The sequence below is a fragment of the Phenylobacterium sp. genome, assembly GCF_036402295.1.
Classification (GTDB): domain Bacteria; phylum Pseudomonadota; class Alphaproteobacteria; order Caulobacterales; family Caulobacteraceae; genus Phenylobacterium.
On the sequence record NZ_DASWTE010000141.1, the window covers coordinates 1 to 24690 of the forward strand.

The following is a 24690-nucleotide window of genomic DNA, read 5'->3' on the forward strand; positions in this document are numbered from 1 at the left end:
CCGCCTGGCCCCGGCGTACGACGTTTGGCGCGACGCCGTCCAGCCCGCGCGCGCCGGCCGAGCTCTCGTTAACCGCCTAGTTCAGCGTCGCCTTAACGACAGAACTGGACCATCATGGCGCCCTTAGGGGAACGAGGAGAACGACTATGCCGAAGCTGACGATCGCCGTTTCCGCCCTCGCCCTGGCCTTCGCGGCGCCGCAGGCGGCGTCGGCCGCCGGCCTCGGCTCGCTCTACTCGTGCGATGCGTCGGGCAACGCCAACACCACAGGCGCCGTGGTGGGCGGCCTCGTGGGCGCGCTGGCGGGCAGCCAGATCAGCAAGAACGAGCGGACCCTGGGCGCGGTGATCGGCGCCGGCATCGGCTCAGCGATCGGCAACAACATCGGCTGCCGCATGGACCGCAAGAGCCGCCAGGACGCCCAGATGGCTTTCGAGCGCGCGCTCGAGACCGGACGCGCCCAGAACTGGTCCGACGCCAGCACGGGCACGACGGGCCGCATCGAGGTCCTGGGGCCGGCGCGCGGCTCCAGCAGCTATGGCGGCGGCGGCCAGGTCTATTCGGGTCGCTGGCGCTACGCGCAGGGCGTGGCCCCGGCCACTCGTGTCAGCAGCGTCGGTGGCATGTATTCCGCCAACGGCCGGATCAACATGCGCGCGGCGCCCAACACCTCGGCGGCCGTCATCGACCGCCTGCAGGACGGCGAGGAGATCGAGATCGGCGGCGCCGTGGCGGGCGGCTGGCTGGCGGTGATCGAGGACGGCTACGTGCAGGGCTACGTCTCCCGCGGCGTCGTGCGTCCGGCGGGCGGCGGCGGCGGCGAATGCCAACTCGTCCGCCAGACGATCACCGAGCGCGGCCAGGCCAGCTTCACCGAGCGGTACACCGCCTGCCGCGACAGCAACGGCGGCTGGCGGCTCGAGACCGCCTAGCCACTTCGTGACCTCCAGAGCAACGGCCCCGCCCGGGCCTCCGCGGCGGGGCTTTTGCTGTCCGGACGGAACGTGGGGCCGGCCCGTGGGTTGGACACCGGACCCACAGTTCAGCGCCCAGAGGCCTCCCATGTTCGTCCTTCCCGACCTGCCCTATCCGCACGATGCGCTGGCGCCGTTCGTTTCCGGCGAGACGCTCCGCACCCACCACGGCAAGCACCACAAGACCTATGTGGAGAAGACCAACGAGCTCGCGGCCCAGGCCGGGCTCGCGGGCCGGCCGCTGGAGGACGTGGTGCGAGAGGCCTACAAGCGCGGCGACAAGGGCCTCTTCAACAACGCCGCCCAGGCCTGGAACCACGCCTTCTTCTGGCAGTGCATGCGCCCGCCCGGCGGGGCTGCGCCGTCTGGCGACCTGATCCGCGCCATCGACGAGTCGTTCGACGGGATCGAGGCCCTGAAGGAGGCCTTCGTCGAGGAAGGCTTCGGCCACTTCGCCTCGGGCTGGGTGTGGATCGTGATGGGGTCCGAGGGCCTGAAGGTGATCTCCACCCACGACGCCGACGACACCCTGGTCCGGGAAGGCCTGTTCCCGCTGCTGGTCTGCGACCTGTGGGAGCACGCCTACTACCTGGACTACAAGAACGACCGGAAGGCGTTCCTCGAGCGCTGGTTCGACAACGTCGCCAACTGGGACTTCGCCGCCGCGCAGCTCGCCGCCTCGGACGGCCAGGGCGACGCGTTCCGCTATCCGCCGCCGGAGAAGGACGCGCCGTCCTCAGGCCCCGAGGACCGGCCCCGCGCCTGAGGTTCGCAAGTTCGGCGGCCGGCCGACGTTGTGGGGCTCTGTCCGGCCGGCCGCCGCCGCGATGGCTCAGCGCGCTTCTGCGAGCATCGCGGGATCGCGACCGGAGTGGCGGGCGGTCACGAGGGGGGCGTCCAGGCGCTCGACCGCGGTGTCGGTCGCCGTGGCCACGCAGGCGCGGTGGCGGGCCCGCTTGGCCAGCTCCCGCGGCGACGGCGCCTCGCCGCACACGTCGCGAGCGGCGCGCTCGATCCGGGCCAGCACGAGGTCGGCCCCGGCTACGCGACCCAAGTCGAGGTCAGAGAACCGGACCGTCGTCTCCAGCACGTCGGGCTGGCCCTTGGCCGGGTGCACGCCGGCGGACGCGGGAGCCGCGAGCGTGGCGAGCAGGGTTGCGATCACGAAGACTCTCATGGGGAACTCCTTCGGTGACGCCTGGGGAGTGGCGACGTCGCGATGTGGCCCCGGTTCGATGACGGCGGCGCGCCAACCGGCCTGATGGTTTCGTGATTTCTGTTCGATGGTTTCCTGATCGTAGGGCGGCCGAGGCTTGACCGCCGCGCCCCTCCGCGTGCAAGGGCGCAGCCCATGATCCTGACCCTTGCCTGCGACGACCGCCCCGGCATCGTGGCCCGCGTCTCGACGCTGCTGTTCGAGCGTGGCGCCAACATCCTCGACGCCCAGCAGTACGACGACGAGGAAACCGGCCGCTTCTTCATGCGCGTGGTGTTCGATCCGGGCGCCTCGGACGCCGACGCTTGGCGTGGGCACGTCCAGCCGCTGGCCGACGACTACGCCATGACCTGGACGATCCGCGGCCGCAAGGAGCGCCGCCGTGTGATGATCCTGGCCTCCCAGCAGGACCACTGCCTGGCCGACCTCATCTGGCGCTGGCGGCAGGGCGAGCTGCCGATGGACCTGACCGCAGTGGTCTCCAACCACCCGGCGACCACCTATCCGCACACCGACCTGCAGGGCGTGGCGTTCCGCCACTTGCCGGTGACGCCGGAGACCAAGGCCGACCAGGAAGCCAAGCTCTGGAAGCTGATTCAGGACACCGGGACCGAGCTGGTCGTCCTCGCCCGCTACATGCAGGTGCTCTCAGAGGACCTGGCGGCCAAGCTCGAGGGCCGCTGCATCAACATCCACCACTCGTTCCTGCCGGGCTTCAAGGGCGCGCGGCCGTACCACCAGGCCCACAGCCGCGGCGTGAAGGTGATCGGCGCCACCGCCCACTTCGTCACCGCCGACCTCGACGAGGGCCCGATCATCGAGCAGGACGTCGAGCGCATCAGCCACCGCGACACGCCGGCCGCCCTGATCCGCAAGGGACGCGACATCGAGCGCCGCGTGCTGGCCCGCGCCGTGCGTTGGTTCCTGGAAGACCGCGTGCTACCGAACGGCCGCAAGACGGTGGTGTTCACCGACTAGCGCTAAGCGGCGCGGCGGCCAGGCGTCCGGTCCGCCGCCTGCACCAGGCAGCCCACCAGCTGGCGCGGGTCGATCGGCTTGCTGACGAACAGGTCGACGCCCACCTCGGCCCAGGCGGCCCTGTGGTGCTCCAGCGCATTGGCGGTGAGTGCGATGACCGGGGCCTCCGCGTTGGCGCCGCCCCCGGCCTTGATCCGCCGCGTGGCCTCCACCCCGTCCAGCACGGGCATCTGCATGTCCATGAGGATCGCGTCGAACGCCTCGACGCCGGCCAGCTCCACCGCCTGGGCGCCGTCCTCGCAGAAGGTGAGCTGGCAGCCCAGCGGCGCCAGCAGCAGCTCCAGCACGCGGCGGTTCACCGGATGGTCCTCGGCGGCCAGGACGCGCAGGCCCGCGAGCGTCACCGGCGAAGGCTCGGCGGGCTCGTCCGCGGCCGGCGCCGCGCCCGCCACGCTGCGCACCAGCGGGAGGATCAGCCGGAAGGTCGAGCCTTGGCCGGCCGTGCTGGCGGCGTCGAGCGTCCCGCCCATCATGCCGGCCAGCCGGCGGCTGATGGCGAGCCCGAGGCCGCTGCCACCCTGCGCCCGCGTCGCGCCGGCGTCGCCCTGCTCGAAGGCGCCGAACAGGCGGCGCATCAGCGCCTCGGGGATGCCGGCGCCGGTGTCGACCACCTCGAACGCCAGCACCTCGCGCTCGTCGTCGGCCGCCGGGGCGAGCCGGACGGTGACCGAGCCCGCGTCGGTGAACTTCACGGCGTTGGAGATGAGGTTGAACAGGATCTGCTTCAGCCGCAGCGGATCCACCCGCACCACCTGCGGGAGATCGGCATCGATCTCGAGGCGCAGGTCCAGGCCCTTGTCGGCCGCGCGCGGCTGCCAGAGCCGCTGCAGGCCCTCGAGCATCCGCCGCAGGTCGGCGTCGGCGGCCTCGACGGTCATCTTGCCGGCTTCGATCTTGGACAGGTCCAGCACGTCGTTCAGCAGGCTGAGCAGCACGTCGTTGGCGTCGGTCAGCATCTCGACCTGCTCGCGCTGGGCGCGGTTCAGGCGCGAGCCCGACAGCAGGTTGGCCGCCGAGACGATGGCGTTCATCGGCGTGCGGATCTCGTGGCTGATGGTGGCCAGGAAGTCCGACTTGGCCTTGCTCGCTTCCTCGGCGCGGTTCCGCTCGGCCTGGATCTCGCGGGTGGTGGAGTCCGCCTGCCGGAAGGCGACCATGAGGTGGGCCACATACATCGCCGCTCCGAGGACGATCACCCACATCTGGGTGTCGCCGCGCGCCACCGAGGCCAGCGGAAGGCCGAAGAACACCAGCGCGTGGGGTACGGCGGCAGAAATCAGCAGGGTCCGCACGTGGTGCATGTGGATGGTCACGTGCAGCAGGCCGCCCGCGGCGAGGAGGAGGCCGAACATGTGGCCGCTGTCGCCGGCGAACATCCACAGGTGGACCGCCAGCGCCGAATAGACTGCCGTCGAGAGGGCCGTGGAAGCCGCCCAGACGATGAGCCGGTGGCGGCTGGGCTCGCCCGTCAGGCCGCGATAGACGGCCAGGTCGCCGAGCTGCGAGACGAAGACGAGGGCCAGCCAGACCAGCGGCCAGGCCGACGGCGCCAGCCAGTAGCCGACGCCCGCCAGGACGACGGCGATGATCAGCCTTGTTGGGAGCTCCTTGCGCCGTACCGCGGCCAGGAGCGCGTAGGACCCGCTCATCGCCCACTCCCCTTCAGGCGGCACTGTGCGCCCGGAAGGGAAAGCGACCGGTTAACGTCGAAAAATCGGCGTTACACGAACTTTGGCTTGCGCTTCTCGCGGTGCGAGGCGAGGCCCTCGGCGGCCTCCGGGCCGGTGAAACCCAGGAACTCCATGGCCAGCGAGGCGTCGAAGGTGGGGCCCGCGGTCCGCAGCCAGTGGTTCAGGGTGTGCTTGGTCCAGGCGATGGCGCGGGTGGCCCCGTTCGCCAGCTTCGTCGCCACCTCCAGCGCCTTGGCGTCGAGCTGATCGTCCGGCACGCACAGCGAGATCAGGCCGATCCGCTCGGCCTCGGCGCCGTTCAGCGGGTCGCAGGTGAGCAGGTAGTACTTGGCCTTCGCCATGCCGCAGAGCAGCGGCCAGACGATCGCCGCATGATCGCCCGCCGCTACGCCCAGGCGCGTGTGGCCGTCGATGATCCGCGCGTCGGGCGTGGCGATCGAGACGTCGGCCAGGAGGCCACACACCAGCCCCGCGCCCACCGCCGGCCCGCGCATGGCGCTGACCACCGGCGTCTGGCAGTCGATGACGTTCATGACGATGTCGCGGGCCTCGCGCATCACCCGCACGCGGACCTCGAAGTCCTGGGTGATCTGCTCGATCATCCCGAAGTCGCCGCCCGCCGAGAACGCGGTCCCCTCCCCGGTCAGGATCGCACAGCGCACGTCAGGGTCGGCGTCCACGTCGCGCCAAATCTCGGCGAGCTCGCGATGCATGACCTCGTCGGCCGCGTTCAGCTTGCCCGGATTGCTCATCACGATCCGCAGCACGCCGTCGGCAGGCCGCTCGAACTTCAGCCGCTGGTAGCGGGCGTAGCGGTCGCTCATCGAATAGCCCTCAGTAGATCGTGTAGCCGCCGTCGATGACAAAGCTGTCGCCCGTGTGGAACTTGCTGGCGTCCGAGGCCAGGTAGACGGCGATGCCCGCGAAGTCCTCGGGATCGCCCCACCGGCGCATGGGCACGCGGCCGATCACCTGGTCGTTGAACTTGTCCCACTTCTGCGCCGCCGCCGTCATGTCCGAGCGGATCCAGCCGGGCAGGATGGAGTTGGCGCGGATGCCGTAGCGCGCGTACTCGACCGCCAGGCCGCGGATCATCGACAGCACCGCCCCCTTGGTCGAGGCGTAGGCCTGGTTCTTGGGCGCCCCGTGGATCGCCGAGGTCGACGACGTGACCAGCAGGGAGCCGCCGGGATCGCCGTTCTGGGCCCGCTCGATCATGTGCTTGGCCGCCTCGCGGAAGGTCCAGAACACGGCGTCCAGGTTCACCGTCGTGACACGGCGCCACTTGTCGGTGGTCATCTCGTGGAACGGCGCGCCACCGCCGACGCCGGCGTTGGCGGCCACGAAATCGAGGCGGCCGAACTTCTCCAGCACGTCCGCCACGCCCTTCACCACGGCGGCCTCGTCGTTGACGTCCACCTGCTGGACCAGGACGTCGCCGCCGTGGGCCTTCAGCGCGGCCTCGGCCTTGGCGTTCTTCTCGGGGTTCTGGCCCCAGATGGCGACCTTGGCGCCCGCCGCGGCCAAGCCCTCGGCCATGCCCAGGCCGATGCCGCCGTTGCCCCCGGTCACCAGCGCGACCTTGCCCGTCAGGTCGAAGGGATTGAACGCCATCTCTAATAGTCCTCCCGCATTTGGGTTGGACTTGTTGCGGGCGCCCCAACGTCGGTCAAGGCTACTCCGCCGGATGCTCCTTGGGCTTGTCGAGGACCGGGTGGTCCTGCGGCTTCCAGAGGCGGTCCGACAGGTAACGGCAGATCACGTAGAAGACCGGCGTGAACAGCAATCCGAACGCGGTCACGCCCACCATCCCGAAGAACACCGCCGTCCCCAGCGCCTGGCGCATCTCGGCGCCGGGGCCGGTCGCGATCACCAGGGGCAGGACGCCCAGGATGAAGGCGAACGAGGTCATCAGGATGGGCCGCAGCCGCGTGTGCGACGCCTCGACCGCTGCGTCCCAGCGGCTGAGGCCCCGGTCCTCGGCCTGCTTGGCGAACTCGACGATCAGGATGGCGTTCTTGGCGGCCAGACCGATGAGCACCACCAGGCCGATCTGGGTGAGGATGTTGTTGTCCAACCCGCGCAGGTTCACGCCCAGGATCGCCGCCAGGAGGCACATCGGCACGATCAGGATGATCGCCAGCGGCAGGGTCACGCTCTCGTACTGCGCCGCCAGCAGCAGGAAGACGAACACGACGGCCAGGCCGAACGCGATCGGGCCGGTGTTGCCCGCGACCTTCTCCTGGAAGGCGAGCTCGGTCCACTCGTGGCCGAAGCCCTCGGGCAGCCGAGCGTCGGCCAGCTTCTCCACCGCCGCCAGCGCCTGGCCCGACGAGTAGCCGGGCTTGGTGTCGCCCTGCAGCTCGGCGGCCGGGAACAGGTTGTAGCGCACCACTCGATAGGGCCCGCTGTCGTCCCGCACGGTCGAGACCGAGCCCAACGGCACCATCGACCCCGACAGCGACCGGGTCTGCAGCCGGGCGATGTCCGAGGCCTCGTCGCGGTAGGGCGCGTCCGCCTGCGCCGTCACGCGATAAGTCCGGCCCAGGTAGTTGAAGTCGTTGACGAACGCCGAGCCCAGATAGACGGACAGCGTCTCGAACACCCGCTCGGGCGGCACGCCGGCCATGTAAGCCTTGTCGCGATCGATCTCGGCCCACAGCCTGGGCGTCGAGGTGTTGAACAGCGTGAAGACGCTGGTCAGTTCCTCTTGCTGCGGCTGGTTGGCCTGGATCATCAGGTCTGTCGTCGCGGCCTCGAGCGCGCGGTAGCCGGCCCCCTTGCGGTCCTGGACGATCAACTTCCAGCCGCCGCCGGTGCCGATGCCGCGGACGGGCGGCGGCTGGATCACCAGCACGTTGGCGCCCGGGATCTGGCCCAGACGCTCGCGCAGGTCGGCTAGCACCTTCTGGTCGTCGACGCCCTCCTTCGCGCGGTCCTTGAACGGCGTCATCGGCAGGAAGATCGTGCCGGTGTTGGGTGCGTTGCTGAAGTTGGTGCCGTCCAGGCCCGCGAAGGCCCCTGCGCCGAACACGCCCTTGGTGTCCATGGCCGCGTTGACCACTTCGCGCACCTTGGCGTCGGTGCGGGCAAGCGACGAGCCGGGCGGCAGTTGCACGACGGCGACGAAGTAGCCCTGATCCTGCGCCGGAATGAAGCCGGTGGGGGTGGCCCCGAAGCGCCAGACGGTGAGGCCCAGCAGCACGGCGTAGATCGCCACCATGATGAAGCCGCGCCGCACCGTGACGGCGGTCAGCCGGCCGTAGCGCTCGGACAGCCGCGCGAACAGGTCGTTGAACCGCTGGCCAAAGATCTGGAACGGACGCCGCCAGCCCCTGGCCGGCTCGGGATGATCGGGGTGACGCCGCAGCACCAGGGCCGCCATGGCCGGCGACAGGGTCAGCGACACAAGGCACGAGATCACCGTGGCGCTGGCGATGGTCAGCGCGAACTGCTTGTAGAACTGGCCCGAGATGCCGCTGATGAAGGCGGTCGGCACGAACACCGCCACCAGCACCAGGGCGATGGCGATCAGCGCCCCGCCCACCTCGTCCATGGTGGTGTAAGCGGCCTCCTTGGGACTCATGCCCTCGGACAGCCTTCGCTCGACGTTCTCGACCACGACGATGGCGTCGTCGACGACGATGCCGATGGCCAAGACGATGCCGAACAGCGACAGGTTGTTCAGCGAGGCCCCGAAGCCGGACATGACCGCAAATGTGCCGATCAGTGACACCGGGATCGCCAGCACCGGGATGATCGCCGCCCGCCACGTCTGCAGGAACACGATCACCACCAGGACGACCAGCAGCACCGCCTCGAACAGGGTCTTGCGGACCTCCTTGATCGACTCGGCGACGTACTCGGTGGGGTTATACGGAACGGCGTAGGCCAGCCCGGGCGGGAAGTCCTTCGAGACCTCCTTCATCGTGTCCAGCGCCGCGTCGGCGGTGGCCAGCGCGTTCGAGCCCGGCCGCTGACTAACGCCGATCGCCACGGCCTTCTGGCCACGGTTGAGGTAGGCGTTGAGGCGGTACTCCTGGGCGCCCAGTTCCACGCGCGCCACGTCGCGCACGCGCACGATGTTCCCGGCTGCGTCGTTGCGGATGATGATGTTCGCGAACTGCTCGGGGTCGGTGAGGCGGCCCTGGGTGTTGATGTTCAGCTCGAAGTCCGAGCGGCCCGGCCCGAACGGCGGCTGGCCGACCGCGCCGGCCGGCACCTGCACGTTCTGCGCCCGCAGGGCCGCCACGATCTCGCCGGCGGTCAGGTTGTGGGCGGCGGCCTTGTCGGGGTCGATCCAGACCCGCATGCCGTAGTCGCGGGCGCCGAAGATGCGCGCGTCGCCGACGCCATCAAGCCGCGCGAGCCGGTCGCGGATGTTCAGGCTCATGTAGTTGGAGATGTACTCCGGGCTGCGCGACCCGTCCGGCGAGTAGAGGAAAATCACCATCAGCAGGTCGGGCGACGCCTTGCGCGTCACCACACCCAGGCGGCGGACGTCCTCGGGCAGGCGCGGCTCGGCCGAGGCCACGCGGTTCTGCACCAGCACCTGGGCGTTGTTGAGGTCCGTGCCCAGCTTGAAGGTCAGCGTGATCGTCAGCGCGCCGTCCGACGTGGACGACGAGGACATGTAGAGCATGTCCTCCACACCGTTGATCTCCTGCTCCAGCGGCGTGGCCACCGTGTCGGCGATGACCTCGGCCGAGGCGCCCGGGTACATGGCCGTCACTGTGATCGTGGGCGGCGCGATCTCGGGGTACTGCGCGATGGGCAGCGTCGGATAGGCGAACACGCCCAGCAACGTGATGATGACCGAGATCACCGCCGCGAAGACGGGCCGGTCGATGAAGAAGCGCGAGAACCGCATGGCCGGCTACTCGGCGTCGCCGGCGGGCGAAGCCGCGGCGGCCGGCTGGGTCAGCACCTTGGGTTGCGGCGCCGTCGGCGCGGCGGCCACGATCCGTCCCGGCTTTGGGGCCACCTTCATGCCGGGCCGCACGCGTTGCTGGCCCTCGATGATCACGCGGTCGGTGGGCGCGAGGCCCCCGCGGATCACCCGCAGCCCGTCGACGATCGGTCCCAGCGTCACCTTGCGCGGCTGCACCGTGTCGCCGGCGGCCGCGACCATCACCACCTTGTCCGACTGGTCGGCCATCACCGCGGCGTCGGGGACCAGCAGCGCCTTGTAGGCCCCCGAGCCCAGCAGCCGCATGCGGCCGTACATGCCGGGCGTCAGCAGCAGATCCGGGTTCGGCACCACGGCGCGGCCGCGGATGGTGCCCGAGCCGGTGTCCATCGCATTGTCCACGAAGTCCATCCGGCCGTGCCAGTTGAAGCCGGTCTCGTCCTGCAGCTGGATGTCGACGGGGTTGGACGCGTAGCGCGAGCTGGTCCGCGTGCCGGCTTCGTTGGCGCGCTGGTACTTCAGATAGACGGCCTCCGAGCCGGTGAAGGCGAAGTGGATCGGATTCAGCGAGACCACGGTCGTCAGCAGCGTCGGTTCCTGCCCGCTCGACGCGACCAGATTGCCCACATCCACGCGGTGGTCCGAGACGCGGCCGGCGATCGGCGAGGTTATGCGGGTGAAGCCGACGTCGAGCTGGCGGGCCTGCACCTGCGCCTTGGCGGCCGCAACCGCGGCCTGGGCCGAGCGCTGCTGCGCCAGGCGGGAGTCGTAGGTCGACTTGGAGACGAAGCCCTTGTCGAGCAGCGTCTTGGCGCGCTCCAGCTCGACCCCGGCGTTGACGGCCTGGGCCTCGGCGCTGGCCTGGTCGGCGCGGGCCTGGGCCAGCGCGGCCTGGTAGGGCCGGGGATCGATCACGAAGAGCAGCTGGCCCTTCTTGACGATGTCGCCGTCGCGGAAGCCGACGCTCTGGACGTAGCCCGAGACGCGCGGGCGCACCTCGACGCTCTGGATCGCCTCGAAGCGGCCGACGAACTCGTCCCAGTCGACGATGTCGCGCTGCACCGGCGCCGAGACCAGGACCGTCGGTGCGGGCGGCGGGCCGTCGGCCGGCCTGGCCCCACAGGCCGCGAGAAGGGGGAAGATGAGGGCCCCCACGGCCCAGCGGACCGCTCCCGACATGCCCTTGCTCCTTGTCGCAGATTACGGCGCGCCAGACCGCGCCGGGTCGCTCCGTCAGCGACGCCGCGCAACTAGCTGGGGACGCTGCGTCAATCTGTCTAGAGCTGAAACAAATCGAACGCTGTGTTTCGGCGCCGACACGCCGAAGCCCGGCGGCGGGTGAGGCCGTGGGCGCTCAAATGCACAAGTTGCCCGCAGGCGGAAGGCGCGCCCTGTGGAGGAAGGCCGGCTCTTGAAGGCTCAGTTGCTCGGCAGCGGCCGGTTGCGCTGGGCGGCATCCAATTGATCCTTGGCGTCGACCTCGCGTTGGTCCCACTCGGCCTGGGTCAGGCAGACGCGCTGCTTCATGCGGCTGCCGACCACCGCTTCCTTCTTGCAGACCAGGTCGTTGCCCGTCGCCTTGGCGGCCTTGGCGGGCTTCGCGTCCGAAGTGGCGGGCTGGGCGGCGGGCGCAGCGGCCATCAGGGCGGCGGCGAACACGGCGGCGATCATCGGCTAGGCTCCTCGCAGGGCGCTTCGGCCCCGTTTTGTCCCACAGATACCAATGTCCAGTTGTTACACAACTCCCGCTGCGACGAGCGGCGCCTACAGCGGCTGGATGTTCTGGACCTTCTCGACCTGCTGGCGGTCGTTGGTCGAGCGGATCTCCCACTCGCCCTGCGTGGTGCAGATGCGGCGCGGCATGCGGCTGCCGACCACCACCTCGTGGCGGCACACCATGTCGGCCTTGCGGACCTTCTCGGGCTTGGGCGCGGTGGTCGTCTGCGGCGTGGGCTCTGCGGCGACAGGGCCGTGCGTGAAGAGGGCGGCGAGCACGAAGGCGATCATCGGCGGTACGCTCCAGACAGGGGGCCAAGCTGCCACCGGCCGGCCCCGCTACACAACCTCGATCTCGCGTACGTTGTCGATACCGGCGCTGCGCAGGGCCGCGATGAGCTCGTCCACGGCGCCGGCCAGCGCATCGGCGTCGCGCGAGCGCACCACCAGGTGCGAGCCGTAGCCGTCCGCGCCGAAGAACGGGTAGCTGCCCAGCGACATGTCGGGATGCGCCCGCGCCACCGCCTCCAGCGGGGCGGCGATGACGCCCTCGCCAGAGCCCTCGACCCGCACGGTGCGCGAAACGGTCGGGCGGCCTCCCCGCATCCGGGGTCCGACATCCTCCAGCATCCCCCGCATCACCTGCGGCACACCGGCGAGGGTGAAGACGTTGCCGATGGTGAAGCCCGGCGGGCCCGCGACGGGGTTCTTCACCAGCTCGCCGCCGACCGGCACGCGCGCCATCCGCCGGCGCGCGGGGGTGACCTCGGAGCCCCAGCGCTTCGCCATCATCTCGAGGATCTCGGGATGCTCGAACAGCTCGACCTCGAAGGCGGCGGCCACGGCGTCGGCGGTGATGTCGTCGTGGGTGGGCCCGATGCCGCCGGTGGTGATGACGTAGTCGTACTTGCTCCGCAGCGCGTTGAGCGCGTCGACGATCTCGCGCAGCACGTCGGGGATCGTCCGCGCCTCGGCCAGGTCCACGCCGATCACCGCCAGATAGCGGGCGATGTCGCGCAGGTTGGTGTCCTGGGTCCGGCCGGACAGGATCTCGTCGCCGATGATCAGCACGGCGCAGGTCACGCGGTCGTCGGACGGCTGGCTCATGCGGTCTCCGGAGGCTCTTTCAAACGACTGTAAGGAGCCGCAGCGCCGCTTCCAACACCCGTCGGCGCAACTTTCCGGCCCTCCGCAACGTTGCAGCCTCCGGAGGAATAGGCCTCCCTCGGGGACCACAATGAACAAAACGACGATCCTTTCGGCCGCCGCCGCGGCCGCCCTCGCGCTGAGCGTTTCGGCCTGCCAGCAGAAGACGGAAGAGGCCGCGCCGCCGGCCGCCGACGCCACGGCCGTCGCGCCGGCGCCCGCGCCCGACGTCAACGTCACGGTGCCGCCCGCCGAAACCGGCACGGCCACCACGACCACCGAGCAGACGACCACGACGAGCCCGGACCCGGCCACCGGTGACCCGGGCTCGGCCACCACGACCACGACCACGACCGAAGAGAAGAAGAAGTAGGCCCAACGCCCCCGGTCCAGCCGGATCGGGGGCTTCCGCCCGCGCCGCGCTGCGCTAGAGAGCGCGGCCATGGACTTCCCCTCCCCCCTTGTCCGCGGCGCCCTGGTCAGCCGCTACAAGCGCTTCTTCGCCGATGTGGTCCTGGACGACGGGACGCCGGTCACGGCCCATTGCCCGAACCCGGGCGCGATGCTGGGCCTGAACACGCCGGGCCTGGTTGCGTGGCTCTCGAAGTCCGACGATCCCAAGCGCAAGCTCGCCCACACGCTGGAGCTGGTGGAGGTCGACGGTGGGCTGGTGGGCATCAACACCCTGCACCCCAACCGCATCGTGGCCGAAGCCCTGGCGGCCGACGCCGTCCCGGAGGTCGCCGGCTACGCGACCCACCGGCGCGAGGTGCGCTACGGCGTGAACTCCCGCGTCGACTTCCTGCTGGAGCATCCCGACCGGCCGCCCTGCTGGCTGGAGGTGAAGAACGTGCACCTGCGGCGCGGCGGCTCGCTCGCCGAGTTCCCCGACTGCGTGGCGGCCCGCTCGCTGAAGCACCTGCGCGAGCTGACCGCCATGGTCGAAGCCGGCCAGCGGGCGGTGATGCTGTTCGTGATCCAGCGCACCGACTGCGACGCCTTCGAAGCCTGCGCCGACCTCGACCCGGCCTACGCGAAGGGCCTGACGGAAGCGGCCCGGAACGGCGTCGAGGTGCTGGCGTACCGCTGCGCGATCACGCCGACGAGCGTCGTCCTGGCGGACCGGATTCCCTGGACAGGGGAGCCTCGGTGAGACGTCGCAACCGCGCCGTGCAGGGCATTCCTAATTCTGCATAACATGTTCTGACATGAGCTAAGGTTCGCTTGGCGAGCTCGTCCCTAGCGCGACTAATGGCCGGACGCACCCAGTACGCGATCCCCTTAAGCGGGGCGCCGGATGCGTTTCACGCCGACTTCCTCTGGGGGGGAACAACACATGGCCAAGCCGCCACCGAAGCCGCCGATCTTCACCGTCACCGGCGCGACGATGAACTTCACGCAGGCGGGCACTTACACGTTCGACTACCTGACGCCCGGGAAGGTGAAGGTGCTGCTCGACGGCGGGCAGGCCACCTTCATCAAGACCGGCGATTTCAACGCGATCACCGTCTTCAACATCGCCGCCGGCGCGACCGTGACCATTGGCGTGGGCGACCTGGGCGCCCGGACGACCGACGGCGCCGGCGAGCTCAACGTCATGGGCGTGAGCTTCCGCGCGGCCGACGTGGGGCCTGAGTACAACTTCGAGCCGCTCTCCAACCTGGACGGCCTGCTCAACGCCCTCTTCGGCTCGGGCGGCGACGCTACAGGTTGGGGCGACAACCTCGAGAGCGTGTTCGAACGCCTGACGGTTAACGGCAACGAGGCCGACACCATCAAGCTGGTCTGGGACTTCCTGGACGGCCTCTATGTCCAGGCCGGCTACGGCCATCCCGACATCAACGAGGCGTTCGTGCGGCTCGGCGTGCAGTACGCCGACTATCTCGCCGACGGCGGCGCGCCGCTCACGACGCTGGTCGCCAAGTACGTCCCAGACGGCGGCGACGCGGGCGGCATCGCCGACCGGCTGCAGTCGATGCACGACAACCTGCTCGGCAACTTCAACGACGCCGATCTCGTGAGCCGCTTCGGCACGGATCCGGTACTCTACGCCGAGCTGAAGGCCCTGATCCCCGACGACCTGGAAAACCGCGGCGCCTTCAGCGGGAATGAGAGCGCGCTCGGCGGCGCGGCCCACGATCAGGTCCGTGCGGTCGACTGGGACCACGGCTGGAGCCGGCCCGACTGGCTGGACGTCGGTTACAACGCCGTCGTCGACGCCCGCGCGCAGGACCCGGGCGGGACCGAGATGATCTATGGCGACGGCAACACCATCGACGACTGGAACACGGTCCGCCATGAAGGCGCGGGTTTCGAGCTCGCGCTGAAGGTCAAGCACAGGCAGGGCGACGAGTACGGGGAGACGAGCGTCGATCCCGACGGGACGGCCAACTACACAGTCCTCTCCGGGGCCCAGTCGGGCGCGCCGAACCGGGCCGAGTGGAACTTCGACTTCGCCGCAACCATCCTGCCGGCCGGCGACGACGACGACATCACCTTCAAGCTCTTTATCGACATCGATCCCACCGAGGGCGAAAGCTTTGTCGAAATCCCCCTCACCGACGAGTACGGGGCCCCTTACGGCGACCAGAACTCGGCAAACTACGCCTTTTTCAGCTCGTTGATCGACACCGACCCGGGAACGGAAGGCGTGCAACCCTACGCCTTCGGCGAGGGGACCTTCACCATCCGGCTCGAAGGCTATGTCGACGGCGTCCTGGCCGCGACGAACGCGGTTCGGGTGTTTGTCGACGACCCATTGGTGTGAGGGCTGGCGGCGGGCGGCCCCCGGCGGGCCGCCCGCGACGCACTGCCGCCCGGCGGTTGCACTTCCGTGCTACGATTGCGACATAGGCGCCGGAGCGAACCGATGACAGACACCCTCGACGGCGAATACCGCACCGGCCAGATCAAGCTGCACGACGCCGCGGGCTTCGAAGGCATGCGCAGGGCCGGTCGCCTGGCCGCCGAGTGCCTCGACATGCTGACCCCGCACGTGGTCCCCGGCGTGGTCACCGAGAGGCTGGACGACCTGGCGCGCGAGTTCGTCCTGGACCACGGCGCCCTTCCCGCCTGCCTGGGCTATCGCGGCTACGCCAAGACCGTCTGCATCAGCCCGAACCACGTCGTCTGCCACGGCATCCCCGGCGAGCGGACGCTGCGCGAGGGCGACATCGTCAACATCGACGTCACCGTCATCGTCGACGGCTGGCACGGCGACACCTCGCGGATGTACGGCGTGGGCCCGGTCGCCCCGCGGGCCAAGCGGCTGGTCGACGTGACGTACGAGGCGCTCGAGCGCGGCCTCGCCCAGGTGAAGCCCGGCAACCGCACGGGCGACATCGGCTCGGCCATCCAGCAGTACGTCGAGAGCATGCGCTGCTCCGTGGTGCGCGACTTCTGCGGCCACGGCCTGGGCCGCGTGTTCCACGATGCCCCCAACATCCTGCACTTCGGCCAGCGCGGCACGGGCGACGTCCTCAAGCCCGGCATGTTCTTCACGATCGAGCCGATGGTGAACCTGGGCAAGCACCCGGTGAAGCTGCTCTCCGACGGCTGGACGGCGGTCACCCGCGACAAGTCGCTGTCGGCCCAGTGCGAGCATTCGGTGGGCGTCACCGAAGACGGCTTCGAGGTCTTCACCGCCTCGCCGACCGGCCAGTTCAGGCCGCCGCTGCAATCGGCCTGATCGATCCGGGCGCAGCCGTACCCCCTCCCCCTACGGGTGAGGAGAGTAGGCCGCCCAATCGGGTGCTTGCTCCGGCGCATCCCCGGCGCGATGCTCTCCTGATGAAGCTCGCGATCAGCCTGGCCGCCGCCATCTTCGCCGCCGCGCCGACGGCCGTTGCGCCCGGCATGAGCGCGTCCCTGGTCGGGATCGGCTTCATCTGCGGCGCCGAGGACGCCACGCCCGCCACCAGGGGCGCGGCCAGCGGCGTGATGCTGCCGGGGATGGGGACCGGGACCTACAGGATCGACGGCGCGAGCCCGGAGGCCGAGGCCTGGTTCAACCACGCGCTGCACCTCTACCACGCCTTCGCCCACGACGAGGCCAAGGCGGCGTTCGCCCGCGCCGCGGCGGCCGACCCGGACTGCAGCCTCTGCGCCTCGGGCGTCGCCCTGGGCCTCGGACCAACGCTGAACACCGGGATGACACCGGACGAGACGATCCAGGCCCGAAAGGCGGCCGACCGGGCGCTGGCGCTGGCCAAGCCCGGCGATACGCGCGCCCGCGGCCTCGCCGAGGCGCTGAAGGTCCGCTACTCCGAGGCCGGTCCCGCCGGCGGCCGCGAGAAGGCCTTTGCCCACGCGCTGGACGAGCTCTTCAAGGCCAATCCGCGCGACGACCTGGTGGCCAGTCTCGCCGCCCACGCCCTGATCATCCCGGCGCGCCAGGACGACATCTCAGGCGTGCCGCGGGCGATCGAGATCCTGGAGACGGTGCTCGCCCGCAGCCCCGACGACACCGCCGCCATCCACTACTACATCCACGCCACCGAGTTCGCCGGGAAGGCCGCCCTGGCGCTGGACGGCGCCGAGCGGCTGGCCGACCTCGCGCCCGGCTCGGGGCACCTCGTGCACATGGGCACCCACACGCTGATGCGCGTCGGCCGCTACGAGGACGTGGCGCTGTCGAATGCGCGAGCGCTGAAGGTGGACGCCGAGAGCCAGCCGCTCCTGCCCACGACCGGCTCGCTGGCCCAGCGCTACTACCTGCACAACTACCTGTTCGGCCTCTCCGGCGCCCTGATGGCGGGCGACGAGGCGCTGGCGCTGCGCTACGCCGACCACGCCGAGAAGGGCTTCACCGACGCGTCCCCGCCCCGCAACCGCGCGGCCTCGCGCGCCCGCAGCCTGGTGGCCCTGGGCCGCTTCGCTCCCGAGCGCGCACTGACCGTGCCCGAGGGCAAGGACGATCCGCGCATCGTGCGCATCTACCGCCACTACGCCCGCGGCGAGGCCTTCGCCGCCCGGCGCGACGCCGCCGGTGTCCGCCGCGAGGCCGACGCGATCGCCGCGGCGATGGCCAAGGGCGTCCAGCCGGGCGACTTCGGCGGCGAGGCCGACGTGGCCGAGATCGCCCGCGGCGTGCTGCTGGGCCGCGCCGCCATGGTCGCCGGCCGCCCCGACGAGGCAGCCGAACACTACGCCAAGGCCGCCGCCGCGCAGCAGAAGGCCTATCCGGTTCCGAAGAACTTCGACCCGCCGCCCTGGTGGTATCCGGTCCGCCGCAGCCTGGCCGCCGCGCACCTGAAGGCCGGCCGCCGCGACGACGCCATCCGCGAGGCCAAGGCCAGCCTGGCCGAGTGGCCGCACGACGCGCTGGCGCTGCGCATACTGGAGAAGGCGGATCGCGCCGGCGCCGCCGCCCACCGCGCCGAGGCGAAGAAGGCCTACAGCGGGGACTTGGCGAAGGTCCCGCTCGACCTCACCTGAGGGGCATGATCCTGCGCAGATGGACCGGCCGCATCCGTACGGCCGATGAAGCCGAGTACCGCGACTACATCGCCGGCACCGGGGGCGTCGAATACCGCGCCACCCCGGGCAACCTGGGCTGGCAGATGGTCTTCCGCGAGCTGGGCGAGGGTGTGAGCGAAGTCACCACGCTCTCGTGGTGGACTGACCTGACCGTCATCAAGGGCTTCGCCGGCGACGACTACGAGAAGGCCGTCTATTACCCCGAGGACGATCGCTTCCTGCTGGACCGCCCGCCGGGCGTGGACCATTTCCGCGTCGCCGACGGCTCGGGCCCGCTCGCGCCGGCCTGACGTCGCATCCCAGACGTAACCGCGTGATGCGGTTTCGTTACACATCCCTCACTTGCTCACGCTTGCGCCTCGGGGCAGCTTCGAAAGTCTGGGACGGGGTCGAAGCTAGGTCACCATGCTTTCAATCAAGGGTCTGACGCACGTCTATCCGAATGGGACGCGCGCGCTGGATGGCGTCGATCTGGAGATCGGCAAAGGGATGTTCGGCCTGCTGGGGCCGAACGGCGCCGGCAAGTCGACCCTGATGCGCGCCGTCGCCACCCTGCAGGCCCCGACCGCCGGGACGATTCGGTTCGGCGAGATCGACGTGGTCGCCCAGCCCGAGAAGCTGCGCCGCACACTGGGCTACCTGCCGCAGGACTTCGGGGTCTATCCGCGCGTCTCGGCGCTGGATCTCCTGGACCACATGGCGGTGCTCAAGGGCATCGCCAGCAAGGGCGAGCGCAAGGATACGGTCGAGACCCTGCTCGCCCAGGTGAACCTCTGGGACGTCCGCAAGAAGTGGGTGTCGGGCTACTCGGGCGGCATGCGCCAGCGCTTCGGCATCGCCCAGGCGCTGATCGGCCGTCCGGCCCTGATCATCGTCGACGAGCCCACCGCCGGCCTCGACCCCGAGGAACGCAACCGCTTCCTGAACCTCCTGGCAGAGATCGGCGAGAACGTGGTGGTGATCCTTTCCACCCACATCGTCGACGACGTGGCCGACCTCTGCCCGCGCATGGCGGTGCTCGCCAACGGAAGGATCCTCACCGAGGGCGCCCCGTCCGAACTGGTGGACCGGATCTCGGGCAAGGTCTGGAAGAAGACCATCGATCGCGGCGAGCTCGAGGGCGAGCGGGGCCGGAACCAGGTGATCTCCACCCGCCTCGCCGGCGGCCGCACGGTCATCCACGTCCTGGCCGATGCAGCGCCGGACCCCGCCTTCGAGGCCACGCCGCCGGGGCTGGAGGACGTCTACTTCTCGACCCTCTCCGCCTCCCGCCGCGCGGCCTAGACGCAGATGTTCGGAAAGATCGCGGCCTTCGAGCTGCGTTACCAGCTTCGCCAGCCGATCTTCTGGATCGCGGGCGTCATCTTCTTCCTGCTCGTATTCGCCGCCGTCGCCGTCGACGTGATCTCGATCGGCGCCGGCGGCAACGTCCACAAGAACTCGCCGCGCGCCATCGGCGACATCATGATCACCATGACGGTCTTCTTCATGTTCGCCTCCACGGCGTTCGTGGCGAACGTGGTCGTGCGCGACGACGAGACCGGGTTCGGCCCCATCGTCCGCTCCACGCGGATCCGGAAGTTCGACTACCTCTACGGCCGCTTCACCGGCGCATTCGTGGCCGTGGCGCTCTCGTTCCTGTTCGTGCCGTTGGCCATAGTCGTGGGCTCGGTGATGCCCTGGGTCGATCCCGAGACCATGGGCCAGAACAACCCGGCCTACTACGCCTTCGTCTACGTCTTCCTCGCGCTGCCAGGCCTGTTCATGGTCTCGTCGATCTTCTTCGCGCTGGCCACCGCCACGCGCTCGATGATGGCGACCTACCTGGGCGTGGCGGCCTTCCTGGTCCTCTACCTCACGGCGCTGGCGCTGCTGAACGACCCCGACAAGGCCGTGCTCGCCGCCTACGCCGACCCCTTCGGCGGCGCCGCCTGGGACCTGGCCACCCGCTACTTCACCGCCTCCGAGGCCAACTCGGTGCTGCCGCCCCTGGACGGGCCCCTGCTGTGGAACCGCCTCATCTGGGCGCCGGTGTCGCTGGCCGTCCTGTCGATCCCCTGGTTCGCCTACCGCTTCGAGGCCAAGGGCGGCCGCGTCCGCAAGGCCGCCGACGCCGACGTCGATCCGCCGCCCGCGCCCCGCACCACCGCCCTGCCCAAGCCCCGCCCGCGCGAGGCCGCCTGGCCCCAGCTCATCGAACGCACCCGGTTCGAGATGGGCCAGGTGTTCAAAAGCCCGGCCTTCATCGTCCTCCTGCTGATCGGCCTCTTCAATTCGGCCGCCGGACTCCTGCTGGGCGCCGAGCTCCAGGGCGCGGCGCTCTATCCGGTGACCCGCTGGGTGATCAACACCCTGGAGGGCAGCTTCACCCTCGTGGTGATCGTGATCTCGATCTACTACGCCGGAGAGCTCGTCTGGCGCGAACGCGACCGCAAGACCCATGAGATCGTCGACGCCACGCCCGCGCCCGACTGGACGTTCATCGTCCCGAAGACGATGGCCCTCGCGCTGGTGCTGTTCGCGACCCTGGTGGTCAGCGCGCTCGCGGGCGTCGCGATCCAGATGTCGAAGGGCTTCTTCGACATCCAGATGCACAAGTACGTCGTCTGGTACATCCTGCCGACGGCGCTCGACTGGACCCTGATCGCCATCCTGGCCGTCTTCTTCCAGGCCATCTCGCCCCACAAGTTCATCGGCTGGGGCCTGATGGTGATCTACCTGATCGCCTCGATCTCGCTCAGCCGACTGGGCTTCGAGCACGTCCTCTACAACTACGGTTCCATCCCCGACGGCCGCATCGAGCTGTCGGACATGAACGGCCTGGGCGACTTCTGGCAGTTCGGCCTTTGGCTGCGCGCCTACTGGACTGCGTTCGCCCTGATCCTGGCGGTGCTCACCTACGGCCTCTGGCGGCGCGGGACCGAGATCCGGCTGATGCCGCGCCTGCGCCGGCTGCCGCGGCGGTTGCTCAGCCCGGCGGGCTTGATCGGCGGCCTGTCGCTCTGCGCGTTCGTGGGCCTGGGCGTCTACATCTACGTCAACACGAACGTCTGGAACGAGTACCGCACCCAGATCGGCAACGAGAAATGGCAGGCCGACTACGAGAAGGCCTTCCTGAAGTACGAGACCCTGCCGCAGCCCTCGGTCACCGACGTCCACCTGGACCTCGACCTCTATCCCGACCAACCCAAGCTGGAGACCGAGGGCGTCTACCAGCTCCTCAACGACACCGGCGTCCCGATCCGCGAGCTGCACGTGCGCCTCGACCGCGACGCCAAGGCCCTGCAGATGAGCGTCAACGGCGCGAGCCGGGTGCGCACCTTCGACAGGTTCAACTACCGCATCTTCACCTTCGACCGCCCGCTCCAGCCGGGCGAGCGCACCGCGCTCTCATTCGAGACGGTGATGCAGCAGAAGGGCTTCAAGAACCGCGGCAACACCACCCGCATCGTCGACAACGGCACGTTCGTGAACAACTTCGAGTTCGGTCCGGTCATCGGCATGAGCCGCGACCGCCTGCTGCAGGACCGCGCCAAGCGCCGGAAGTACGGCCTGCCGCCGCAGCTGCGCCCCCTCAAGCTGGAGGACCCCGCGGGCCTCACCCGCAACTACCTGCCCAATGGTGACTGGGTGAACGCCGACATCGCCGTCACCACCGACGCCAGCCAGACCCCCGTCGCGCCCGGCTACATCAGCTCGGACACCACCCGCGAAGGGCGGCGCACCATCCGCTTCCGCACCGAGGCGCCGGTGCTCAACTTCTTCTCGGTGCAGTCGGCCCGCTACGCGATCAAGCGCGAAGTCTACAAGGGCGTCGAGCTGGCGATCTACTACGACCCGCAGCACCCGTGGAACGTCGACCGGATGATCGGCGCGCTGAAGACGGGCCTCAACTACTTCCAGGCCAACTTCAGCCCCTACCAGTTCCGCCAGGCGCGCATCCTGGAGTTCCCGGCCTACGGCACGTTCGCCCAGGCGTTCGCCAACACCATGCCCTACTCCGAGGCCATCGGCTTCGTCACCGACAACACCAAGCCCGACAAGATCGACTACGTCACCTATGTCACGGCCCACGAGCTGGCGCACCAATGGTGGGCCCACCAGGTGATCGGCGCAGACGTCCAGGGCGCCACCAGCCTGTCGGAGACGCTGGCCCAGTACTCGGCGCTGATCGTCATGGAGAAGACCTATGGCGCCGACGGCATCCGCAAGTTCCTGAAGTTCGAACTGGACCGCTACCTGCGCAGCCGCTCCGACGAGCTCGTCGAGGAACTGCCGCTCTATCGCGTGGAGAACCAGGACTACATCCACTACCGCAAGGGCTCGCTGGTCATGTACCTGCTGCGCGACCGGCTGGGCGAAGCGAAGGTCAACGCCGCTCTGCGCCGCCTGCTCGCGCAGTACGCCTTCAGGAGCGCGCCCTACCCCCGCTCGGTCGACCTGATCGCAGCGTTGCGCGCCGAGGCGGGCGCCGACCCCGCCGCCCAGCAGCTGATCACGGACCTCTTCGAGAAGATCACGCTCTACGACCTGAAGACCAGGACAGCGGCCGTGAAGAAGCGCGCCGACGGCCGCTACGACGTCGTGCTGACCATCGAGGCGAAGAAGGCCTACGCCGACGGCAAGGGCGCCGAGACCCCGGTGGCGATCCCGGCCGGCGAGGTCTTCGACGTGGGCGTGTTCGACGCCGAGCCCGGCAAGCCCGGCTTCGGCAAGAGGAACGTGCTCAGCTTCCGGACCGCGGCGCTGAAGTCGGGCGTGCAGACCTTCACCGTCACCGTGGACAAGCCGCCGAAGTTCGCCGGCGTCGATCCCTACAACAAGCAGATCGACCGCAACTCCGACGACAACGCGATCCGGGTGACGGGCCCCTAGCCGACGGACGGCCGCGCGTACGGGACCCCTTCGGGTCGCGCTGGCGACGCGACGGCGATCGCCAGAACCGCGGCCGCCGCCGCCAGGACTCCCAGGATCGTTCCGATCTTCATGCGCACCCCTCCCATCCCCTGCGGGAGCATGGTCGGACGCCGGGACCGCGCCATCCCCCGATCGGGGGCCCTTGCCAAGTTGGAACATTTACGGAACAACTAGCGTCGCCATGGCCCGCCGCCTCGCCGTCGAAGACGCCTCCGCCCAGTCCGACCTGTGGCGCACGCCCCCGCAGCGGGTGGCGCAACCGCGTCCGCACCACCTCGGCCACCGTGAACGCCTGCGCGAGCGGGCCATGGCGGGCGGCCTCGCGGCCCTGCCCGACTACGAGGTCCTCGAGCTCCTCCTCTTCCGGTCCATCGGCCGCGGCGACGTCAAGCCGTTGGCCAAGCAACTGCTCGCCCGCTTCGGCTCGCTGGGCGGCGTCCTGGGCGCCACGCCTGAGGAGCTGCGCACCGTGAAGGGCGTGGGCGAGGCGGTGGCGCTGGACCTGAAGCTACTCCACGAGGCGTCGCTCAGGACCGCCAGGGAGCAGGTCGCCCGGCGCCCGGTGATCTCCTCATGGAGCGCCCTCATCGCCTACGTGAAGACCGCCCTCGCCCACGAGGCCCGCGAGCAGTTCCGGGTGCTGTTCCTCGACAAGAAGAACCAGCTGATCGCCGACGAGATCATGAACCGCGGCACCGTCGACCACGCGCCGGTCTATCCGCGCGAGGTGGTCCGGCGCGCGCTGGAGCTGTCGGCCAGCGCGCTGATCCTCGTCCACAACCACCCCTCGGGCGACCCCACGCCCTCCGGCGCCGACGTCGACATGACCCGCGAGATCGTCAACGCGGCCCGCCCCATGCGCATCGCCATCCACGACCACCTCATCGCCGGCCGCGACGGCGTCGCGAGCCTCAAGGCGCTCGGGCTGATGTGATCCAAAACCTCCTCCATTTCACGGGGGAAGGGGAGGTCTTTCACTCTACCTCGAAGCTCAGCCCCGCGTGCTGCTGCAGCCGCTCCACCAGCCGTCCCTGCAGCGCCGCGCCCGGGGTCCAGACGCCGCCCTTCACGTCCGGCGCACGCACCAGCGCGATCGCCGTCTCGGCCAGCATCTTCGACGTGGAGCCGTAGCCCGGGTCTTTGTCGCCCTTCACCGCTACCCGCACCTGGCGACCGTCCTTGCCGATGCCGATGAACAGGACGTCGTAGAAGCCCGCCTCGCGCTCTTCCTTGGTCGGCCCCTCGCCCGGCTTCGGCACGCCGCCCGGCAGGCTGCCCAGGTCGGTGAATCCAGGCCCGCCCGCGCCAGGAGAGCCCATCACCATCTCGTCGTAGACGAAGTCCTGGCCGTAGGGATGGCCCATCAAGAGGTTCGAGCGGTGGACGTTCTTGGTGTTGATCACGGCCATCATGAAGGGCGCCACCGGCCCCACGTCCGGGTCCTCTTCGGCCGTCTGGCCCGCAGGCTGGGCCGGGCCCTCGAAGCCGGGCGTCAGGCCGAACGGGCTCATCATGATCGCCAGGAGCGAGGGGTCCTTCTGGATCGCCGCCATGGTCGCAGCCCCACTGGCCGCGGTGCCGCCGGACAGGCCACCGCGCATGTTG

21 protein-coding genes and 1 pseudogene are annotated in these 24690 nt (G+C 69.8%); 12 read left to right on the top strand and 10 right to left on the bottom strand.

The genetic code is table 11. The annotated features are described in order from the left end of the window. Positions 1-146: 146 nt before the first annotated feature. Together VGD44_RS08780 and VGD44_RS08785 are read left to right on the top strand one after the other, a co-directional pair. Positions 147-932 carry a glycine zipper domain-containing protein gene (locus VGD44_RS08780; RefSeq protein WP_331085980.1) on the top strand — a complete coding sequence of 262 codons (786 nt, stop codon included), beginning with the start codon at positions 147-149 and terminating at the stop codon, positions 930-932. A gap of 130 nt (positions 933-1062) precedes the next feature. Continuing rightward, positions 1063-1740 (top strand): superoxide dismutase, encoded by a 678-nt coding sequence (locus VGD44_RS08785; RefSeq protein ID WP_331085982.1) that lies wholly within the window; start codon positions 1063-1065, stop codon positions 1738-1740. Between the two features lie 66 nt (positions 1741-1806). Here the strand turns inward: VGD44_RS08785 and VGD44_RS08790 are convergent, their stop codons facing one another. Next, positions 1807-2151: a UrcA family protein gene (locus VGD44_RS08790; RefSeq protein ID WP_331085984.1), complete on the bottom strand. Its 345-nt coding sequence runs from the start codon at positions 2149-2151 to the stop codon at positions 1807-1809. A gap of 174 nt (positions 2152-2325) precedes the next feature. Here VGD44_RS08790 and purU point away from each other — a divergent pair, with 174 nt between their 5' ends. Further along, positions 2326-3168, top strand: a complete 843-nt coding sequence (purU, locus tag VGD44_RS08795) for a formyltetrahydrofolate deformylase (protein WP_331085986.1) — start codon at positions 2326-2328, stop codon at positions 3166-3168. 2 nt (positions 3169-3170) lie between these two features. On the opposite strand, the gene VGD44_RS08800 is transcribed toward purU, so the two are convergent. The 8 genes from VGD44_RS08800 to VGD44_RS08835 form a co-directional block, all read right to left on the bottom strand. Next, positions 3171-4877, bottom strand: a complete 1707-nt coding sequence (locus tag VGD44_RS08800; RefSeq protein WP_331085987.1) for an ATP-binding protein — start codon at positions 4875-4877, stop codon at positions 3171-3173. Between the two features lie 71 nt (positions 4878-4948). Beyond that, on the bottom strand, positions 4949-5743 hold the full coding sequence (locus VGD44_RS08805) for an enoyl-CoA hydratase/isomerase family protein (RefSeq protein WP_331085989.1): 795 nt from the start codon (positions 5741-5743) through the stop codon (positions 4949-4951). A 10-nt stretch (positions 5744-5753) separates the two neighbouring features. Then, on the bottom strand, positions 5754-6533 hold the full coding sequence (locus tag VGD44_RS08810; RefSeq protein ID WP_331085991.1) for an SDR family NAD(P)-dependent oxidoreductase: 780 nt from the start codon (positions 6531-6533) through the stop codon (positions 5754-5756). A gap of 61 nt (positions 6534-6594) precedes the next feature. Next, entirely contained in the window at positions 6595-9789 is a 3195-nt protein-coding gene (locus VGD44_RS08815) for a multidrug efflux RND transporter permease subunit (protein ID WP_331085993.1), read from the bottom strand. A 6-nt stretch (positions 9790-9795) separates the two neighbouring features. After that, the gene (locus VGD44_RS08820) at positions 9796-11007 is read right to left on the bottom strand and encodes an efflux RND transporter periplasmic adaptor subunit (protein ID WP_331085995.1); all 1212 of its coding nucleotides are present in this window, start codon (positions 11005-11007) and stop codon (positions 9796-9798) included. Between the two features lie 240 nt (positions 11008-11247). Then, positions 11248-11499 (bottom strand): hypothetical protein, encoded by a 252-nt coding sequence (locus tag VGD44_RS08825; RefSeq protein ID WP_331085997.1) that lies wholly within the window; start codon positions 11497-11499, stop codon positions 11248-11250. A 93-nt stretch (positions 11500-11592) separates the two neighbouring features. Next, complete coding sequence (locus tag VGD44_RS08830; RefSeq protein ID WP_331085999.1) at positions 11593-11835, bottom strand: hypothetical protein; 243 nt, start codon at positions 11833-11835, stop codon at positions 11593-11595. 48 nt (positions 11836-11883) lie between these two features. After that, positions 11884-12651: a competence/damage-inducible protein A gene (locus VGD44_RS08835; protein WP_331086001.1), complete on the bottom strand. Its 768-nt coding sequence runs from the start codon at positions 12649-12651 to the stop codon at positions 11884-11886. Positions 12652-12781: 130 nt separating this feature from the next. Between VGD44_RS08835 and VGD44_RS08840 the strand changes: the two genes are divergently transcribed. The 9 genes from VGD44_RS08840 (at position 12782) to radC (ending at position 24019) form a co-directional block, all read left to right on the top strand. Further along, positions 12782-13063 carry a hypothetical protein gene (locus tag VGD44_RS08840; protein ID WP_331086003.1) on the top strand — a complete coding sequence of 94 codons (282 nt, stop codon included), beginning with the start codon at positions 12782-12784 and terminating at the stop codon, positions 13061-13063. 69 nt (positions 13064-13132) lie between these two features. After that, positions 13133-13843: a DNA/RNA nuclease SfsA gene (gene sfsA, locus VGD44_RS08845; RefSeq protein WP_331086005.1), complete on the top strand. Its 711-nt coding sequence runs from the start codon at positions 13133-13135 to the stop codon at positions 13841-13843. A gap of 183 nt (positions 13844-14026) precedes the next feature. Then, positions 14027-15457, top strand: coding sequence for a hypothetical protein (locus VGD44_RS08850; protein WP_331086007.1), 1431 nt, complete (start codon positions 14027-14029; stop codon positions 15455-15457). A 102-nt stretch (positions 15458-15559) separates the two neighbouring features. Then, positions 15560-16378: a type I methionyl aminopeptidase gene (gene map, locus VGD44_RS08855; protein WP_331086009.1), complete on the top strand. Its 819-nt coding sequence runs from the start codon at positions 15560-15562 to the stop codon at positions 16376-16378. A gap of 101 nt (positions 16379-16479) precedes the next feature. Beyond that, the gene (locus VGD44_RS08860) at positions 16480-18126 is read left to right on the top strand and encodes a hypothetical protein (RefSeq protein ID WP_331086011.1); all 1647 of its coding nucleotides are present in this window, start codon (positions 16480-16482) and stop codon (positions 18124-18126) included. Positions 18127-18131: 5 nt separating this feature from the next. Next, entirely contained in the window at positions 18132-18458 is a 327-nt protein-coding gene (locus VGD44_RS08865; RefSeq protein ID WP_331086013.1) for a hypothetical protein, read from the top strand. Between the two features lie 115 nt (positions 18459-18573). Continuing rightward, the gene (locus tag VGD44_RS08870) at positions 18574-19452 is read left to right on the top strand and encodes an ABC transporter ATP-binding protein (RefSeq protein ID WP_331086015.1); all 879 of its coding nucleotides are present in this window, start codon (positions 18574-18576) and stop codon (positions 19450-19452) included. Between the two features lie 6 nt (positions 19453-19458). Then, positions 19459-23043, top strand: a complete 3585-nt coding sequence (locus tag VGD44_RS08875) for an ABC transporter permease/M1 family aminopeptidase (protein WP_331086017.1) — start codon at positions 19459-19461, stop codon at positions 23041-23043. A gap of 223 nt (positions 23044-23266) precedes the next feature. Then, positions 23267-24019, top strand: a complete 753-nt coding sequence (radC, locus tag VGD44_RS08880) for a RadC family protein (protein ID WP_331086019.1) — start codon at positions 23267-23269, stop codon at positions 24017-24019. Between the two features lie 40 nt (positions 24020-24059). Here radC and VGD44_RS08885 read toward each other — a convergent pair. Beyond that, positions 24060-24690, bottom strand: a pseudogene (locus VGD44_RS08885) (saccharopine dehydrogenase); the annotation flags it as partial.

Excerpts from the sequence above, each read along its gene's own strand:
- VGD44_RS08780 (WP_331085980.1), top strand. The coding sequence starts at position 147 with ATGCCGAAGCTGACGATCGCCGTTTCCGCCCTCGCCCTGGCCTTCGCG.
- VGD44_RS08785 (WP_331085982.1), top strand. The coding sequence starts at position 1,063 with ATGTTCGTCCTTCCCGACCTGCCCTATCCGCACGATGCGCTGGCGCCG.
- VGD44_RS08790 (WP_331085984.1), bottom strand. The coding sequence starts at position 2,151 with ATGAGAGTCTTCGTGATCGCAACCCTGCTCGCCACGCTCGCGGCTCCC.
- purU (WP_331085986.1), top strand. The coding sequence starts at position 2,326 with ATGATCCTGACCCTTGCCTGCGACGACCGCCCCGGCATCGTGGCCCGC.
- VGD44_RS08800 (WP_331085987.1), bottom strand. The coding sequence starts at position 4,877 with ATGAGCGGGTCCTACGCGCTCCTGGCCGCGGTACGGCGCAAGGAGCTC.
- VGD44_RS08805 (WP_331085989.1), bottom strand. The coding sequence starts at position 5,743 with ATGAGCGACCGCTACGCCCGCTACCAGCGGCTGAAGTTCGAGCGGCCT.
- VGD44_RS08810 (WP_331085991.1), bottom strand. The coding sequence starts at position 6,533 with ATGGCGTTCAATCCCTTCGACCTGACGGGCAAGGTCGCGCTGGTGACC.
- VGD44_RS08815 (WP_331085993.1), bottom strand. The coding sequence starts at position 9,789 with ATGCGGTTCTCGCGCTTCTTCATCGACCGGCCCGTCTTCGCGGCGGTG.
- VGD44_RS08820 (WP_331085995.1), bottom strand. The coding sequence starts at position 11,007 with ATGTCGGGAGCGGTCCGCTGGGCCGTGGGGGCCCTCATCTTCCCCCTT.
- VGD44_RS08825 (WP_331085997.1), bottom strand. The coding sequence starts at position 11,499 with ATGATCGCCGCCGTGTTCGCCGCCGCCCTGATGGCCGCTGCGCCCGCC.
- VGD44_RS08830 (WP_331085999.1), bottom strand. The coding sequence starts at position 11,835 with ATGATCGCCTTCGTGCTCGCCGCCCTCTTCACGCACGGCCCTGTCGCC.
- VGD44_RS08835 (WP_331086001.1), bottom strand. The coding sequence starts at position 12,651 with ATGAGCCAGCCGTCCGACGACCGCGTGACCTGCGCCGTGCTGATCATC.
- VGD44_RS08840 (WP_331086003.1), top strand. The coding sequence starts at position 12,782 with ATGAACAAAACGACGATCCTTTCGGCCGCCGCCGCGGCCGCCCTCGCG.
- sfsA (WP_331086005.1), top strand. The coding sequence starts at position 13,133 with ATGGACTTCCCCTCCCCCCTTGTCCGCGGCGCCCTGGTCAGCCGCTAC.
- VGD44_RS08850 (WP_331086007.1), top strand. The coding sequence starts at position 14,027 with ATGGCCAAGCCGCCACCGAAGCCGCCGATCTTCACCGTCACCGGCGCG.
- map (WP_331086009.1), top strand. The coding sequence starts at position 15,560 with ATGACAGACACCCTCGACGGCGAATACCGCACCGGCCAGATCAAGCTG.
- VGD44_RS08860 (WP_331086011.1), top strand. The coding sequence starts at position 16,480 with ATGAAGCTCGCGATCAGCCTGGCCGCCGCCATCTTCGCCGCCGCGCCG.
- VGD44_RS08865 (WP_331086013.1), top strand. The coding sequence starts at position 18,132 with ATGATCCTGCGCAGATGGACCGGCCGCATCCGTACGGCCGATGAAGCC.
- VGD44_RS08870 (WP_331086015.1), top strand. The coding sequence starts at position 18,574 with ATGCTTTCAATCAAGGGTCTGACGCACGTCTATCCGAATGGGACGCGC.
- VGD44_RS08875 (WP_331086017.1), top strand. The coding sequence starts at position 19,459 with ATGTTCGGAAAGATCGCGGCCTTCGAGCTGCGTTACCAGCTTCGCCAG.
- radC (WP_331086019.1), top strand. The coding sequence starts at position 23,267 with ATGGCCCGCCGCCTCGCCGTCGAAGACGCCTCCGCCCAGTCCGACCTG.